Origin of the sequence: Paenibacillus tyrphae, from assembly GCF_024158745.1 — a bacterium.
GTDB classification, from domain to species: Bacteria; Bacillota; Bacilli; order Paenibacillales; family NBRC-103111; genus Paenibacillus_G; species Paenibacillus_G tyrfis_A.
Genome location: NZ_JAMZAW010000001.1, coordinates 159809 through 175197 on the forward strand (window position 1 = coordinate 159809; position 15389 = coordinate 175197).

General features: G+C 55.4%; 18 protein-coding genes. 1 reads left to right on the forward strand and 17 read right to left on the reverse strand.

Annotated features, from left to right (window positions below; all coding sequences use genetic code 11):
- Positions 1 to 2: 2 nt before the first annotated feature.
- From NI000_RS00700 to infC, 9 genes are all read right to left on the reverse strand, one after another.
- Positions 3 to 902, reverse strand: coding sequence for an aldo/keto reductase (locus NI000_RS00700; protein ID WP_253406820.1), 900 nt, complete (start codon positions 900 to 902; stop codon positions 3 to 5).
- A 125-nt stretch (positions 903 to 1027) separates the two neighbouring features.
- Complete coding sequence (gene rarD / locus NI000_RS00705; RefSeq protein WP_253406821.1) at positions 1028 to 1927, reverse strand: EamA family transporter RarD; 900 nt, start codon at positions 1925 to 1927, stop codon at positions 1028 to 1030.
- A gap of 105 nt (positions 1928 to 2032) precedes the next feature.
- Complete coding sequence (locus NI000_RS00710) at positions 2033 to 2176, reverse strand: hypothetical protein (RefSeq protein ID WP_253406822.1); 144 nt, start codon at positions 2174 to 2176, stop codon at positions 2033 to 2035.
- 232 nt (positions 2177 to 2408) lie between these two features.
- On the reverse strand, positions 2409 to 2975 hold the full coding sequence (locus NI000_RS00715; protein ID WP_253406823.1) for a metal-dependent hydrolase: 567 nt from the start codon (positions 2973 to 2975) through the stop codon (positions 2409 to 2411).
- 121 nt (positions 2976 to 3096) lie between these two features.
- Entirely contained in the window at positions 3097 to 3693 is a 597-nt protein-coding gene (locus tag NI000_RS00720) for a TetR/AcrR family transcriptional regulator (protein ID WP_253406824.1), read from the reverse strand.
- Between the two features lie 3 nt (positions 3694 to 3696).
- Complete coding sequence (locus NI000_RS00725; RefSeq protein WP_253406825.1) at positions 3697 to 4425, reverse strand: MBL fold metallo-hydrolase; 729 nt, start codon at positions 4423 to 4425, stop codon at positions 3697 to 3699.
- A gap of 180 nt (positions 4426 to 4605) precedes the next feature.
- On the reverse strand, positions 4606 to 5487 hold the full coding sequence (locus NI000_RS00730) for a phosphotransferase family protein (RefSeq protein ID WP_253406826.1): 882 nt from the start codon (positions 5485 to 5487) through the stop codon (positions 4606 to 4608).
- Between the two features lie 37 nt (positions 5488 to 5524).
- Positions 5525 to 6325: a class I SAM-dependent methyltransferase gene (locus NI000_RS00735; protein WP_253406827.1), complete on the reverse strand. Its 801-nt coding sequence runs from the start codon at positions 6323 to 6325 to the stop codon at positions 5525 to 5527.
- A 133-nt stretch (positions 6326 to 6458) separates the two neighbouring features.
- Positions 6459 to 6938, reverse strand: coding sequence for a translation initiation factor IF-3 (gene infC / locus NI000_RS00740; RefSeq protein ID WP_253406828.1), 480 nt, complete (start codon positions 6936 to 6938; stop codon positions 6459 to 6461).
- 63 nt (positions 6939 to 7001) lie between these two features.
- On the opposite strand from infC, the gene NI000_RS00745 reads away from it, so the two are divergent.
- Entirely contained in the window at positions 7002 to 7310 is a 309-nt protein-coding gene (locus tag NI000_RS00745) for a hypothetical protein (protein ID WP_253406829.1), read from the forward strand.
- Positions 7311 to 7442: 132 nt separating this feature from the next.
- Here NI000_RS00745 and NI000_RS00750 read toward each other — a convergent pair whose 3' ends face one another.
- The 8 genes from NI000_RS00750 to NI000_RS00785 form a co-directional block, all read right to left on the reverse strand.
- Positions 7443 to 9401: an electron transport protein gene (locus tag NI000_RS00750; RefSeq protein ID WP_253406830.1), complete on the reverse strand. Its 1959-nt coding sequence runs from the start codon at positions 9399 to 9401 to the stop codon at positions 7443 to 7445.
- 103 nt (positions 9402 to 9504) lie between these two features.
- Positions 9505 to 10320, reverse strand: coding sequence for a DUF2935 domain-containing protein (locus NI000_RS00755; RefSeq protein WP_253406831.1), 816 nt, complete (start codon positions 10318 to 10320; stop codon positions 9505 to 9507).
- A complete protein-coding gene (locus NI000_RS00760) occupies positions 10317 to 11453 on the reverse strand; it encodes an alpha-hydroxy-acid oxidizing protein (RefSeq protein WP_253406832.1) in 1137 nt (378 codons plus the stop codon). The genes NI000_RS00755 and NI000_RS00760 overlap by 4 nt, the downstream gene beginning before the upstream one ends.
- Positions 11454 to 11635: 182 nt before the next feature.
- Entirely contained in the window at positions 11636 to 11875 is a 240-nt protein-coding gene (locus NI000_RS00765; protein ID WP_253406833.1) for a YkuS family protein, read from the reverse strand.
- A gap of 48 nt (positions 11876 to 11923) precedes the next feature.
- Complete coding sequence (locus NI000_RS00770) at positions 11924 to 12481, reverse strand: hypothetical protein (protein WP_253406834.1); 558 nt, start codon at positions 12479 to 12481, stop codon at positions 11924 to 11926.
- 27 nt (positions 12482 to 12508) lie between these two features.
- On the reverse strand, positions 12509 to 13288 hold the full coding sequence (locus NI000_RS00775; RefSeq protein WP_253406835.1) for an SDR family NAD(P)-dependent oxidoreductase: 780 nt from the start codon (positions 13286 to 13288) through the stop codon (positions 12509 to 12511).
- A gap of 123 nt (positions 13289 to 13411) precedes the next feature.
- Positions 13412 to 14641 carry an NAD(P)/FAD-dependent oxidoreductase gene (locus tag NI000_RS00780; protein ID WP_253406836.1) on the reverse strand — a complete coding sequence of 410 codons (1230 nt, stop codon included), beginning with the start codon at positions 14639 to 14641 and terminating at the stop codon, positions 13412 to 13414.
- A gap of 184 nt (positions 14642 to 14825) precedes the next feature.
- Positions 14826 to 15350 (reverse strand): ADP-heptose synthase, encoded by a 525-nt coding sequence (locus NI000_RS00785; protein WP_253406837.1) that lies wholly within the window; start codon positions 15348 to 15350, stop codon positions 14826 to 14828.
- Positions 15351 to 15389: the final 39 nt, after the last annotated feature.

Genomic DNA, 15389 nt, shown 5'->3' on the forward strand with positions numbered 1-15389 from the left:
TATTACCTTTGCCCTCTCCAGTCCTGTCCGGACGCCGATTCGCACCAACGGCTGCGAATTGCTTGCAGCTGCGCTTCCGGCAGGACGCCTTTCCCCACCAACTCTGCATTCTGCACCCAGCGGTTCGGGTTCGCCGTGCCGACAATGGCCGTGCTCACGCCCGGAATGCTCAGCGTGAACCGCAGAGCGATTTCGACCGAATGCTCCAAGTCCTGTTGCAGAAAATCGTAACGAAGCTGTTGTAACCGCTCCCAATACGGCTCATGGTAAGCCGAAACGGGCTTCTCGCCGGTCCGCCAAGCCACATTCGCGAGCGGCCTCTTGGCAATGACCCCCATCCCCCGCTGGGCAGCTTCCGGTATCGTAAGCTCTACCGCTTCCTGATCCGCAATGTTGACCGACGTCTGCAGCGTATCGAACGCCCCGCATCGGATCGCATAGAGCGCCGCCTCGCGGTCGCCGCTGTAGCCGATGTAGCGCGCTTTCCCTGCTTCGCGCGCCCTCTGAAGCACCTCAATGACGTCCCCTTGCTTCAATAACTCTTCCGAACAGCTGTGAAGCTGAATCAAGTCGATATAATCCGTCTTCAGCCGCTTCAAGCTGCGGTCGATGCTGTGGGCGAGCAGATCCGGGTCCCAATCCGGAATGGCAAAGCCGGAGGCATGTCCGCATTTCGTGAACAAATAGTAGTCCTTCCGGCGGTGACGGACCGCTTGCCCGATCAGTTCCTCGCTGCCTTTATAGCATTCCGCCGTATCGATAATATTCAATCCCGCATCCAGCGCCGAATCGAGCAATCGCTCCACGGTCGAAACGGAAGCGCCTTCAAACCCGATCTCCGCTCCGCCGAATCCAAGCATACTGACCTGCATATCCGTATTTCCTAACTGACGTCTTTCCATGACTTGCCACTCCTTCGCTTCGGATTAACATTATCTTAACAAATATTTACTCCTTTGTAAGCCGCAAGCGGTCAGGATAACAAAAAGCCGGCCGACCCAAGCGGTCGAACCGGCTTCCATGAAGCTCATCCCTTCTGCACTCCGGTACCTGCCGCACGCATCGCGAGCCTGCCTTTCAGCGAGCTCAGCGTGAATAGCAGCAGCGCGCTCCAGATCAGGCAGAAGCTGATCAGGTGCACGGTCGTGAACGGCTCATCGTATAAAGTGACGCCCAGAATGAGGCTAATGGTCGGAGCCAAATATTGCAAAAACCCGATGGTCGTCAGCGACAGCCTTTGAGCCGCCTTGGCAAACCAAAGCAGCGGCATCGCCGTGGCCACTCCTGACGTTGCCAGCAGCAGCTGGTAGCCCGCGCTTAACGACGATGTCGTCGATTGGCCTGTCATCCCAACGACGAGCAAATAAACGGCGGCCACAGGCAGCACGACGATCGTTTCTCCGGCGAGGCTAACCATCGGCTCGAGTCGCATTTTCTTTTTGACGAGCCCGTACACTCCGAAGCTCATCGCCAGAGCCAGCGATACCCAAGGAACCGACCCGTAGCTAAAGGTCAGAACGGTTACTCCGACCGTAGCAAGCGCCATGGCCGTCCATTGTACCGCACGAAGCCTTTCGCCCAAGAAACAGACCCCAAGCAGCACGCTGATCAGCGGGTTGATGTAATAGCCCAGGCTCGTTTCAACAACGCGGTCGTGGTTGACAGCCCAGATGTAGATAAGCCAGTTGAGACTGATCAGCAGGGAGCACCCCACCATCGGCAAAACATTTTTGCGCTCGGAAAAAGCGCTTTTCAAAGCCTTCCAACGGCCGCCGATCATCAGCAGCAGCGCAACGAATACAAAGGACCACACGACGCGGTGACCTAATATTTCTCCCGACGATACGGAAATAAAGGTTTTCCAAAACAGCGGCAAAAGGCCCCAGGCAAGGTAAGCCAGCAGCCCGTAACCGATCCCAGCGTTCACGTTTCTCTCTCCCTCTCTATTTCTATATAAATCGGAATGACTAAAGAAACCATTATACTCCCGATCCGGATATCCGGCAAGCACGACTTGATGAATGATGCGCTTTTATCGGGACTGTCTGCGGATACCTTTATCGATCAAATAACATACGGCAATGAAGACGAAAGCGACCGCCAACAAGGGAAAAACCGCCCCGTATAAATCCATGGAAAGAAATCCGGTTATCGTGTGAATGAAAGTTGCAATCATCCGATCAGCTCCTTTTTCTGTTTAGGTTCCGGTATCGGCATTACCGCTTGCTCATGATATACCAGCGGTCCGTATCTCCGGGGTAGGCTTGTTCTTCGGTCACCTGGTAATCCCTTAACTTTTGAGGTGCCTATGGATGTGATTATAACGAAAATTCAAGTTATTGGAAACAAGTAAAAAGGAGACTTCCCATCTCCTGCCAACATGAGATGCAAGCCTCCTCTTCCTTTCTTTAACCAAACACGTCTGTTACAAGCGAAAGGGTTAACAACAAGCCCATGATACCGCCCGCCGCAATGGCCCATCCTCGACGGGGTCGTTCCGCCACCGCCGTAACCGACCGAAAATACAGCACGGCACCGAGCAAGACCAAGACGGATTCCAGCACGATGCTTACCGGCGGGACCTGCCACAAGCCGAGCCCGAGCAGCGGAAAGCCGCCTGCATTCCCCGGAAAAAGAGGCATATCGGGCCGGTGTACGAACAGATCGAGCAGCCAGTGGCTGAATACGACCGAACCGATCGCCACCCCTCCCCGTCTCCCCCACAGCTTTCCGGCTCCCCAACCGGCAAGAAACGCAAGCAGCAAGGCTCCGGCCAGGGAATGCGTGTAATCCGCGTGAATCAGGCTACCTCCGTAGCCTTCGCCTGCAACAGGCTCCAACGTCTCCACCCCAGACAGCAGTAAGGGCACGAAAACAACGTCCAACAGCTGCGTACTCAGCATAAGCGCCCACAGCGGAACGTTCGGGATTTTGGCCTTGACTGCCGCGGCTAGTCCGAAATGTCCTGCGAACATGACCTAGCCCTCCTTTTTTGGGTACGAGCTTGCTTTAGCTTTAGCTTTGGCGTCCAGCCACCCGCACCCAACCGTGAATAAAAGCACGAAGACGATAAAGCTCATGCCGGTTTCCTCCCTCTTAATTGGGCTTTGCCTCCGCCTTCGCCCTTCGCTTCATCTCGTGCAGACCCGCAAGAAAGGTGTCGAGCAGCAGCCGGAAGCTGACGTCGAGATCGAGCGGCAGCCCGAATCCGCCGCGCTGCTCAAGCGATGAGAAGCCGTGCAGGAGGCTGCGCAATCCGCGTACGGCATGAAGCGCCGCATCGTCCTTCAGCTCGTACGCCTGCAGCGCACGGACCACGAGATCGACCGTTTCGCCGGCCAAGCGCCGCACCTCCTCGTCCTGCGGGTCGGGAGCGCGGAGTGTCGCATCGTATAAGCCCGGATGCGCGCGGGCAAAAGCCACGTAAGCTTTGCCCAACTCGCGTACCGCATCGTCACCCGAGCGGCCGACAACGGCCTGCGTCATGACGTGCAGCAGTTGCTCCAAGCCGTGAACGGCCAGCTTGCTGCGCAGCCCGCTTAATCCGTTCACGTGATTATAGAGAGAGGGGGACCGAACATCCAGCTTCTGAGCGAGCGAAGCCAGCGTGACTTCCTCCAGGCCGCGGATATCGGCGATTTCAACCGCGGCTTGCAGGATCGTAGGCAGATCGAGACCGATTCTTGGCGACATCGTTTACACGCTCCTTTTCGCAACGACGGGCAGTCTGCGATCGGCCTCGGCAATGGCGCGGCCGATCGCTTCTTCAGGACGGCTGAGCATGCTCCCGTGCCCTACGGCGAGCAGCAAAGGCCGATGCTCCTGAAGCTTGCGGGCGCTCTCCAGCGCAAGCTCCTTGCTCCAGGTAGCCATCGCCGGGAACGGAAACCAAGGCCGAACTTGACCCGATACGGCGATGCCGCCTCTTGTCTGGAACGCGTCGCCTGCAATCAAAGCCCGGTTACGGGTGTCCAGGAAAGCCATCGAGCCCGGCGTATGTCCGGGGGCCGCTACAGCCAGCAGCGATCCGATCCGGTCGCCGTCCTGAAGCAGCACGTCGGCGCGCGTCTGCACGTTCTTCGGCACTCCGCCGCGGATTGGAGTATCCGGCTCGCCCGGCTCCAGCGTGACATCGCCCGTCAGCAACCGCGCATCCCGGGCGGAAATATGCACCGGAACGTCGGGCAGCGCTCGCTTCAACGGATCGAGTGCGCCGACATGATCGTCGTGTGCGTGGGTCAAGACAATCCGCGTAATCGGCTTCCCGATGGTTTGTGCCGCTTGAAGAATTCCTTTGGCACTATACGGGAGAGCCGCATCGATCAATGTCAAGCCGTCGTCCTCTTCGACAAAGTAACAATTTACCGGAAAAATACGCGGCATAAACGTCAGTTGGTAGACGGTCAATTCTTGTTTGATTTGCATCGTTATATCTCCCCTTAGTTAAATAACTAATATCATTAGCTTTATAATAACTAATGATATTAGTTTTTGCAAGCCTATTTTTTACTAGCGGATGAAAAAACAAAAAAACAGTTACCTTGGAAGATAACTGTTTGACCCCACCTCATGAAACCATGTGCCGCTTCTCCGCCTCTGTACTGCTTATCTATAAGCTTCGATCCCGTCGCGAAACGCTTCGGGGTCGTCGTTCTCCAAGCCGAACAGCGCTTCCTGCAGCGCGAACGTCCCTTGATAAAATTTCACCCGATCCAGCAGCCCTTCTATATCCGGGTCAAGCTCGATCATATGCTGCAAAAACGGCTCCCCATAAGAAGCGAGCAGCCCCGCATAATCCACCGCCGGGTCCCCCGGGCCGGACGAACCGAAATCGAGAATGCCGCTAATTTCGCACCGCTTCGGATCGTAAAGGATGTTCGAGCCCCCGAAGTCGCCGTGAACGAGCACCGGCACTATTCGAAAGTTGGACCCGTTGCCGAGAAAGCTCGCAAAGTGCCGCTCCGTCCACCGCTGCGCCTCCCGGTTCATATGAGGATACAGCTTGTCCCGAATGCGTTCGAACAGGTCCGACCATTCGCGGTAACCGTCATACTCCGGCCCGGACTCTCCCCATGCATCGGCATGTACGCTGTGCAATTCGTTCAAAAAGGCGGCAAACTGCCGGGCAATCCCGCGAACCATGGGAACACCCGCGCTCACCAGCTCATTCCATTGCCCGTCCAATAACGGTTCCCCGGGAATTCTCGGGTAGCCGACAAACACGCTGCCGATCCGCTCGGATTGGAGATTCCACTTCGCCGGGGCAGGGACCGAGATCGACACCCGCTCTTTCACGGTGTTCAGAAGCCCGACTTCGTAGCGAAGCCGCTCGATCCCTTCCGCATATTTGGGAAATCGGAAAATCCACTCGCCATTGACCAGCAGCACATCGTTGTTTTGACCGGACTCGATGGCCTCGACCTCACGCAGCGGCAGCTCGGGCCAATAGTGCCTGAGCGTTTCCATATACAAAGCTTTATTTTCCATACGCATCAACTCCCCCGCACCATGACGATGCAGCCGTTCAAGCTTCTGCCGGTTTGGTCGCCCGGATCGAGAACAGCATCGGGATAAACTCCTTCCCTTTCATTCTCCACCAGCCGTCCTCGCCTTTCTCCATCAGCCCCGGAAACTTCTCATACATGCAGAAGGGAAACTCATGAACGAATTCGATGCGCAGCCCGGCTTGAATCAGCGCGGTCACGATGGAGCCCAGCGAATGCGCCCATTCGTAGGTGACGGAATTGTTGATCTTGGCGTTCCGGTCGGCATACGTACCCTCAATATCGATCACGATCGCTTCGCCTTCGAAATACGAATAAACCATACGCAGCTCTCCGTCGACCATTTCGAAAATATCGGCAATCGGATGACCTTCGGCAATATAAAAAGTGCCGCCGGGCTTCAGCTTCTCGTAGATGATTTCCGCCCACCGCGTCAAGTCCGGCAGCCAGCACAGAACGCCGTAAGACGTGAACACGATGTCGAACGTTTCCTCCGGCAGCGCCTGAGGCACATCGTACACATTCGCGCATACGAACCGGGCGTCCAGCCCCAGTTTGTCGTTCAGCGAGCGGGCCAGCTTAACCGCTTCTTCGGCAAAATCGACCCCGGTCACCCGCGCTCCGAACCTGGCCCAGGATAAGCTGTCCTGTCCGAAATGGCACTGCAGATGCAGCATCGACTTCCCCGCCACGTCGCCCAATTCGTCCAGCTCGACCGACAAGAGAGACGAACGGCCGGCCAGAAACGACGCCACGTCGTAAAACTCGGATTGCTCATGCACCGGTGCCCGGTCGTTCCAGTTGTCCCGATTTTTGTTCATTCCGTATTCCATATGGAAAACTCCTTCCAGATTACGATCCCTTCCATCCTACCGCAATCCCAAAAGAGGTGTAAATATCCAAATTTAGTTGAAGCTAAAAAATCCGTCCCTGCGGCAAACGATCCCGGCAGCTTTAGTCGGTCAACGGATCGACTTGAACGGCCGCTTGCTTCCCGCTAACCTGGATGCCCGTTTTCTTGCGCCCGCTCGCGGCCAAATCGTTCAGCAGCGATTCGAGCAGCGCTTTGGCTTGGGCCCCTTCCTTGCCTTGAATCCGCACGACGAATTGGACGGCGTCCCCGGATTTCAAAATCCGGTCGGCCTGCTGTTTCTTCGTCTCATAATCGTGCTCCTCGATCTGCGCCGTCAGCCGAATTTCCTTCAGCTTCGGCGCCCGCTCGCGCTTTCGGTCTTGCTGCGCCTCCTCTTTGGCCGCCCCGGCGCGGATCAGCTTGCACGGCGGCGGACTGCTCATGAGCGACGTGCACACCAAGTCGACCTTGAGCTTCCGGGCCATCGCCAACGCTTCGGCAGTAGGGACGATGCCGAAATCTTCGCCGTCGACTCCGGTCAAATGAACTTCGGACGCTTTAATTTTTTCGTTAAGAATCATTGTGAACCCACCTGAACTTTCGATATAATGAACCCATCTTACCGCTTAGAAGGAGATTTTTCAATGAACCGCAAAGAAATCGAAGAGCAAGTCATCCGCAATTATCAGCGGGACGAAAATATTATGATTCTCGCGTTCGCCCAGTGGTGCATCAACCACGGCCTCGATCCCGCCCTGCTGTATGAGCGCGCCTACCCGCAGCAGGAAGCGAACACCGCGCTGCAGCAAGCGCTGGAGCTGACCGTGCCGAAGGAGGAAGCCGGGGAAGTGCCGGACGAAACGCTGCTTGGCGTCCTATCCATGTTCGGCAACGAAGATCTGGCTTTCGTCGTTACGCAAGAAATCGCGAAGCGCCAAAAGTCACCGCGATAAGGCTGCCTACGATTCCAGCGCTCGCCATCGAAGCTTCTCCCGGCGGCTCTTGCAATTCCACGGCAAAAACCCGCCTCCGTTACAGGCGGGTTGGACAGACAGGAATATTTCTGTCTGTCGTTTTCTTTCCGGTCAATGGTTGATCGACAGCAAATACTCGATCAGAGCTTCCTGCTGCTGCTTCGTAAAGCCTGTGGAGGAATCCACCCAATATTCGTGACCGATTCCCTGCACGTGAACTTGTTCGAGCCCGGCCGACCGGTTAGCGGCAATGACTTTCTCTCTTAATTTCCGATCGACTAAAGCCCTCAAGCTATTGTAAGGATGGGCTGGTATGCCCTGCATCAGGGTTCCGGGCAAGCCTAATTGCTTGTCCGCATCCGCCCCCGCGGCAACCCCGCCGTCATGAAGGTAAGGAGCGGTCCAGTAGAGCCCGTTTAACGAGACCGTCTTATAACCGCCCTTCGAATCCCCGCGGGCAAACCCCAGCTTGATTTGTTCCGGATCCAAATGGGCCGTGGGAACTTTTAAAATCCGCGCGCCCTTCGGAACGGGAACCGGCGTATCCGGCGAATAGAGCGTGGCTTCCCCCCAAATTTTTTCCGTTTTCTTTAACGCGAGCGCCCGCGACAGGTCCGTCCCGATCATTCCGGAAGGAACAATCCGGTTATTGGTCAGATACTCCCCGGCATGGCATGATATGCACTGGGCTTTTTTAAATACCGTTTTTCCCAGCTCAACCTTGTCGGCTCCCAGCTTCATGGGCGGTTTTGGCGGGACAAGGGCGTTTTGCCACGCGGACATGGCATTATTTTGCTCGTTGACCTTCGATCCCGGCGAACTGACGATCAGACCGTCGGGAGCTACCAAAGTGGCTTTAGGGAACGACGGAGGCAAAATCACTTCATTGACGCCCGGCGTACCCGGAGTCGGGTCTACTGTAGCAAAAAACGCCGACGGCTTCGTTCCTTTTCCCGGATCATAGCGGAATTGCGGATCGGCCGCGTTCTGCAGGATAGTTGCGATGTACACTTCCTTGTCGATTCCGAAAAGCTCGCGGCTTACTTCCGACTGGGTAAGAGAGTCCGAATTTTGCGCATGCACGTTATTGTTAAAGGTGCTTAGACCTTTAAACGGCCCGGCCATGGCATGTCCGCTCCAACCATAAGGAAAATCTCCCTTGGTAAAAGAATCCGGAATTTGCGCGGGATTGCTTGCCATATCGATCGTCGAATCGAAATTGCCCAAGGGCCATTTTAACGCATTCGAATCGACGGCTTCTTCCAACGCTTGAATATCGGGCAGCGCTTCCCTTTTCCCGTCGCTCGTTACAACCGTTCGGCCCGGGTCCTTGATATATTTCTGAACGGACGTGATATCCGTATGCGTAAAATACGCTGCCGAATTGGTTGCAAACGCGATGAACATTCCTGCATTCAGATCGGCGTTGGGCACGCCGTCAATGATCCGCTTGGTTGTGCGATCCACCGTGGAATGACAAGCGAGACAAGTAATACCGGCTCTTGCTTTGCCTTTCGAATATTTAATCGGCATACCCAAAACTTCGTTCGTTCCTTTGGCAACATCCAGACCCGTATTGATTTTCGCCCCTTTGTAAAAGGTTTTCCCGCCAATCGTCACGGTTTTGGCCAACTCAACCTGTAAATTATCCGTCCCTTGCCCCATGAGCTCTTCCACCGCTTTTTTCACATTGGCCAGCGTAATCGGGCCGTCAAAAGCGCCCATAATGTCCGTTATAAAAACTTCATTGCCGAACGTTTCGTTATAAAACGCTTTTTTTCCTAACTGCAGCAAAGCATCGTCTATTTTAACCGCACCATTTTGCGGCGATAACAAGGCGCGTCCTTCCTCCGTTTTCATCAGCTGCTCCGCTTCTTTTGAAGTGAAGCTCCGTCCCCAAAGATCATAGGCCGGTTCATTTCCCGTATGCTCCTGATGGGGCGGGAATAACTCTTCTCCGGCCGCGCTGCGGACGGCCAGCTTTCCTTCTTTCCATAAAGTAAGCGATACGTTCAACAAAATGAAAACGGCGGCTATGCCCAGAATAAGGCCCCATTTTCTCCAGTTCATCAATCCCAAGCCCTTCCTCGCTGCATTTTTTAACAAAATTAATGTGCGCCCGACAAATCAGATCTATGCAAAAAATCCCCTTCAACCGGAAGGGGGAGTCGGGTTAACGGATTGATCCAGGGCGGGGATGGGCAGGATTGCAGTCCGGCGCTTTCCCCCCGGACCCTTCGGCCAGCTTGATTAAGTAATAACATTCTTCCCTGGCCATATGATCCGTGAGCAAAGGAGATAAAGTACCCAGCAATTGCTCGCTTAAATCCAGCTCTTCCAGTTCCTGCAGAAATCGTTTAAACAAGAAGATCTCAAGCGCCACCTGATGATTGAACCGGGACAAAGCCGGAAAATGCGATACGTTGGAGCGCAAATACCCTGCGAGTTCAATCGCTTTTAAATAAAATGAATGAAAGTGTCTGGTGAATTGCTCGCTTTTTGCAATAATATCTTGTTCTACCAAGTCAAGGGAACGCGAAATACCTTCGGCATGGACGGCCGCATCGGATAGCCATAAAAGGTGGTGATGAATCGGGGGAAGCAGAGGAGGAGCTGTACCGGACAACAGAAATTGAAGCAGCCGCAAATATTCTTCCGCTTCGTTCACCATGTGGTTTAAAAAGGTGGGTGGCACTTCAAGGGTACCGGTTAAATGACGCTTGATCAGATGAAGCTTGAATGCCCTAAGCTCTTGAGCATACACGTTTGCCTGCCGGTTTAAGACCATCAGCTCGTTCCCCGATAAATCTTTGCGGGCTTCCTCCAACAGCAGGTCGAATACATGAATAAATTGGCCGGCTTTGCCCGCTTCCGACTCCTCCTTGCGGGGTAACGACCCGAATATAAAACGGGCATGATCTCCCAATATTTGCAGCCAAAAACGATGCTCAAACCACGCTGACTGCTCGTAGGAGGCATTAGCATTCAATACGCATCACCCTTTTCATATCGTAAAAGAGACCGGTCCATTTCAGAAACGGACGTTCTTCCCGACAGAGCCATGGTCACTTCAAAGTCGTTTAACAGATTCTCGATTACTTGTCTAACCCCTTCCTCGCCCGCAACGGCCAATCCATATATATAAGGGCGGCCCAGCAGCACCGCTTTTGCTCCAAGCGCCAGCGCTTTCGCGACATCGGCGCCGCGGCGAATGCCGCTATCCATCAGCACGGGAATGCGCCCTTGCACGATATCGCAAACCTTCGGCAATACGTCGATCGCCGCCATGGCTCCGTCAAGCTGTCTGCCTCCATGATTGGATACGATGATGCCGTCGACGCCATGACGCAGAGCCAGCCCCGCATCGGCGGGATGCATGATGCCTTTGAGTAAAATGGGAAGCTTCGTATGTTTGCGGAGAAAAGGAAGATCGTTCCAGGTTAAGCCCGGGTTAAAGAAGATGCTTGCAAAATAACGGATGGCATCCTGCATTTTGTTCTTGGACGAACTCGGAAGTTTAGCCCGAAATACGGGATCGGAAAGATAATTGGCTATTCCTTCGCCCTGCAGAAACGGAAAATATCCATTGCGCCGATCTTTTTCCCGCCAACCCAGCATAGGCAGATCCACGGTTACTACAATCGCCGAATAGCCTGCCGCTTCGGCCCGGCGAACCATGCTTGCCGTGACATCGGGGTCGCTTGCCCAGAACAATTGGAACCATCTGGGGGACTTTCCCATAACGGCCGCCACATCTTCCATGGTACGGGATGAGACAGTACTGAGAATGAAGGGAACCCCCAACGCTGCCGCCGCCTTGGCTGTTGACAGTTCTGCCTCTCGATGGGCGGCGGACTGCACGCTGATCGGCGCGAGGAGAATCGGGCTCGATAAAGTCCGGCCCAACAAAGATACGGTCAAGTCCCGTTTGGATACGTCAATAAGAACTCGCGGTTCGATTTGCCAGCGTTCGAATGCTTTGCGGTTGGCGCGCAGCGTGTATTCCGCACCCGACCCTCCCGCTATGTAATCAAACGGACCGTTCGCCAAAAGCTGACGCGCCCTGTACTCCCATTCTTCATAAGAAACAGGCAGCCCGGCTTGTTGGTTTCGATAGATCATATTTCCGTCCCACCCTGGAAAAATGAATTAATCTATTTTATGATCGACTGCGTTGATAAATGAGTACTCTGGATGGCGCAGAGCTTCGAAGATGACCTTTGGGAGCAATGTAAAAAAAGACCGGTTTCGATAGAATCCGGTCCTTTCGGTATGTCCGCCAATGGCTGGCGAAGCGGGGCGAATCAGCTTAAGCTTTGGTTCACTCGTTCGACAATCTGGTCGGATGTCATGCCTTGAGCATTGATAACGGAAGCTTTCGTTGCGATTTCCGCGATGCCCAGTACGTCCTTGTCCTGTCCGGAAATAACGCAGCAGTCGCAATTTTGCAAATTCGCGTTATCGACGGATACGACTTCATGCCCGCTCTGCTGCAGCGCGTCCTTTACATCCTGCAAGCTGTTTTCCACTGCAATTCTCGCCATGATCTTCCCTCCTTATCCAGATCGTAGTATACCGAGCTCCGGCTGTTTTTATTCGCTGTCGCGGGCCCTCCTCTTCCGCTCGCCAATCTCGTCCGCATCGACTAAGCTGTCGACCAGATGGGTAAGCAGGCTTTCCATATCGCCGATATGGCTTTCATCGATTTTACGGATAAACTCGATATGTATGCGGTAAGTGCCTTTTTCATCCGAAAGCCCGTCGTCCGGAACGAATTCCGCCGACCTTTCGTGGCGGACCCGGGCTTCCTCCGCCCACCGGTCCGTCATGGACCGGTGGAGCTCAGCCGCGTGCTCGCAGTGGCTGAGCGGCATGTCCAGTCGGAGCACCAGCTTGGCGCCGGGCCGCTCGCCGGGTTCGACGAGCCGGAACCGTTCCCCCGCAAAATCGGACAACACGCTGGTCATGCTGATTTCCGCTTGGCAGCAGCCTTCGTCGCGTCGGATGCGCATGCTGAATATCCGTTTCATGCTGGCCAGATCGATGAAATCCTCGCGGCCGATGACCCGGATCGTTTGTTCCGCATCCAAATCGTACAAGTGTCCTTCGAGCACTACTTTTAAATTATCGAATATCGTCGGGTCAAACAAGGTAACTTCCCCTTTCGCAGCATGGCTTTACGCCTGCGGCAAATGGCGGATATCCAGCACGTCTCCCTGAGCGAACCGTCCGCCCTCCACCACGTTTATGATTCGCTCGGCCGCCTCATCCGGCGTATACAGTCCGCCCGTTTGCTTCAGCCCTACAAAGCGCTCCACCTCCGGGAACCGGTCAGGCTCCGTCCCGCGGATCAACTCCTGCATGCCCGTATCCACGACGCCGGGCGCGATCGAGACGACCTTCACCGCCTGCGGACCGTCGCCTTGCTCCAGCCCGACGCAGCGCGTCAGCATATCCAGCCCGGCCTTGGTGACGCAGTAGCCGCTCCAGCCGGAATACGGCTTTTTCCCCGCGCCGGAAGAAATATTGACGATCGTTCTGGCCGTCGAGGCGGGGCAATCCTTCGTCGCCCGGATAAAAGCGGACATCAGCAGCATCGGGGCCAGAAGATTGACGTTCATCTGCTCCGTCAGCGTGAAGCTATCCGCCTGATCCAGCGGCATGATCGGCTCCAGCATGCCCGCGTTATTGATCAGCGTGAGGGCGTCGAGCGGCTCCTTTTCAAGCGATCGAACGATAGTCGCGATCAGTGCCTCTATTCCGTCCACGCGTTTCAAATCGTATGCATAATGCTCGGCCTTCCTCCGGATTACTGCTCCGTCCGTACGGTCGCCGGAATCCGCCGTATCCGCAGCGGTCCGTGAAATTCCGATGACGCGGTGCCCGGCAGCGAGCAAGCGGCGGGTCAGCGCCAGTCCTAACCCTTTGGAAGCGCCGGTCACAACATAACCTTTCATCCAGGTTCTCCTTCCACAAAAAACTCCCCTTCCAGCCCGACGTGATGCCGCATCGCAGCAAGAGCACGTTAACCTGAAGGGGAACCTCGCTATAGTCCTATTTCTATTGTACCATCGATTGGATTAAATTTCAGCTTTTGCTGCATGCCGCTCTGCCAGCTTGTGCCGGAGATCCCCGCCGATCAAGCTTGCCGAATCCCATGTCGCATTCCGGACGAACAATCCCGCCTTTCCAGTCAAAATCAGGTTCATCCCCCATTGGCGCATCCAGAACAATCCGTCCTCGGGACCGAGTCCGATGCAGTACAGCGTCATGAACGCCCGATGCTTCGGTCCTTCCTTTCCTTCCATATCGGCCGCAATAATCTTGGCCAGCCGCTGCGCCTGCGGAATCGCCTCTTTGCACGTCATGGCGTCCTCTTGGCCTGTACGGGGGTCAATAATTCGCGCCCCGTCGCCAATCGCATAAATGTCTCTTGTACCCTTAACGCGGTAATGGGCATCTACGGTCAATCTGCCGTCGGCTTCCGTCGGCAGCCCGAGCTGCTTCAGCACCGGATTCGGCTTGAGTCCCAACGTCCAGACGCATACGCCCGCAGACAGCTTGGAGCCGTCGCTCAAATGCAGCACGCCGTCTGCATGCTTCGTGCCCCGGACGCCGTACAGCACGTTCACCCCGACGCGGCCGAGCCTGCTCTCGGCCTTGCGTCCGACAACGGCGGGGGCATTGTCCATCAGCCGTTTCCCCGAATGGACGAGATGCACCTCGGCCAAGCGAGGATCGAGCCCGGCCTGTTCCGCCTCCCGCTTCAACCAATAAGCGATTTCCGCCGAAGCCTCCATCCCCGTGATGCCGCCACCGACGACCGCGACGGACAGCAGGCTTTTTTGCCGCGCGGGCTCCCGCTCCAACCGCGCCTGTTCCACTTTTCGCTTCAGCTCATTTCGGATTTGTTCGGCGGCCGCGACGCTCGTCAGCGGGATGCCTCCCTGCTCGGGCGGAGGCGAGACGACGATGCTGCCCAGCGCAAGGACCAGCCGGTCGTAGGGCAGTGCGCCCGTCGTGCCGTCCGGATAAGTGACTTGAATCGTACGGTGGCTCGCCTTCACGGAGGTTAGCGCAGCGGTAATGCAGGTCACCTCATCGCCAAAATAGCAGGAGAACGGTACCCGAAGCTCCGGCTCCCCGACGGCTGCCTTAAACAACAGCACCTTTCTCAAGTGGTACGGCTCCTTATCAATCAGGATCAACCGAACCTTTTGTTTTGCATGGGCATATTGCTTTTGCAGCGCCCGGACCGCATTCAGACCGGCGTAGCCTCCGCCGACAACAACGATTGTTTTGCTTTCCATGATGATCCACCCTCTCGCTCTTTTTCGCATTCTACCCTTATGGCGAACGGAGGGGCCGGTTTGTGACAGCCTGCGCGAAAAAAGCAAAAAAGCCAACCGGGCAAATCCGGTTGACCTGTCGGCGGCGGCATCCCTCGATCGGGATTCCGGCATGCACTTTTGGTCGCTGAGCGCGACGCGGCGGTTACGGCTTCATCAAATCGTCTGCGGTAATTCCGTCTTCGACGGCGAATTCAAAATCGTACACGTCATACACTTGAACGGGAACCTCGGCCTGAATGATTTTCTCCATCAATTCAAGCTGGTCCGTCAAAATAGGCGCTTTCTCCCGCAGGGAGGTCAGCACGACTTCGGTTTCGATCGGATCGAACGATTCCCCGTATTGGGCATTATCCACGGCATTGATGACCGTGAACGTCACATTCTCGTTGATCGGCAGCGGCGGACTTGGGCGCCATGGGGCGGCAAGCGCACGCTCCAGCTTCTTCTTATTGAACGAGTCGTCGAAAAAGGCGATGAGCTCCCCGATTTTCCCTTTGACATGAGCGTCGTCATCCGTGTCCGGCATGACCGGCTCGGGGCTGTCTTTCATCTCGTATAATTCCAATATCGTCGAATACGGAATCAAATATTCCACCGGGCGGCTTGGCGCCATGAGTTCACCATATACGGCTACTAGCACCGCCTCGATAACAAAACGCCGGGACATATTTCCAATTCCCCCCTATTGTGATGCGTCCGTTCCTAA

What these genes read in the sequence shown, in the direction of transcription:
- NI000_RS00700 (WP_253406820.1), bottom strand. Translation starts at nt 902, where the DNA reads ATGGAAAGACGTCAGTTAGGAAATACGGATATGCAGGTCAGTATGCTT.
- NI000_RS00710 (WP_253406822.1), bottom strand. Translation starts at nt 2,176, where the DNA reads ATGATTGCAACTTTCATTCACACGATAACCGGATTTCTTTCCATGGAT.
- NI000_RS00715 (WP_253406823.1), bottom strand. Translation starts at nt 2,975, where the DNA reads ATGTTCGCAGGACATTTCGGACTAGCCGCGGCAGTCAAGGCCAAAATC.
- NI000_RS00720 (WP_253406824.1), bottom strand. Translation starts at nt 3,693, where the DNA reads ATGTCGCCAAGAATCGGTCTCGATCTGCCTACGATCCTGCAAGCCGCG.
- NI000_RS00725 (WP_253406825.1), bottom strand. Translation starts at nt 4,425, where the DNA reads ATGCAAATCAAACAAGAATTGACCGTCTACCAACTGACGTTTATGCCG.
- NI000_RS00730 (WP_253406826.1), bottom strand. Translation starts at nt 5,487, where the DNA reads ATGGAAAATAAAGCTTTGTATATGGAAACGCTCAGGCACTATTGGCCC.
- NI000_RS00735 (WP_253406827.1), bottom strand. Translation starts at nt 6,325, where the DNA reads ATGAACAAAAATCGGGACAACTGGAACGACCGGGCACCGGTGCATGAG.
- infC (WP_253406828.1), bottom strand. Translation starts at nt 6,938, where the DNA reads ATGATTCTTAACGAAAAAATTAAAGCGTCCGAAGTTCATTTGACCGGA.
- NI000_RS00745 (WP_253406829.1), top strand. Translation starts at nt 7,002, where the DNA reads ATGAACCGCAAAGAAATCGAAGAGCAAGTCATCCGCAATTATCAGCGG.
- NI000_RS00750 (WP_253406830.1), bottom strand. Translation starts at nt 9,401, where the DNA reads ATGAACTGGAGAAAATGGGGCCTTATTCTGGGCATAGCCGCCGTTTTC.
- NI000_RS00760 (WP_253406832.1), bottom strand. Translation starts at nt 11,453, where the DNA reads ATGATCTATCGAAACCAACAAGCCGGGCTGCCTGTTTCTTATGAAGAA.
- NI000_RS00765 (WP_253406833.1), bottom strand. Translation starts at nt 11,875, where the DNA reads ATGGCGAGAATTGCAGTGGAAAACAGCTTGCAGGATGTAAAGGACGCG.
- NI000_RS00775 (WP_253406835.1), bottom strand. Translation starts at nt 13,288, where the DNA reads ATGAAAGGTTATGTTGTGACCGGCGCTTCCAAAGGGTTAGGACTGGCG.
- NI000_RS00780 (WP_253406836.1), bottom strand. Translation starts at nt 14,641, where the DNA reads ATGGAAAGCAAAACAATCGTTGTTGTCGGCGGAGGCTACGCCGGTCTG.
- NI000_RS00785 (WP_253406837.1), bottom strand. Translation starts at nt 15,350, where the DNA reads ATGTCCCGGCGTTTTGTTATCGAGGCGGTGCTAGTAGCCGTATATGGT.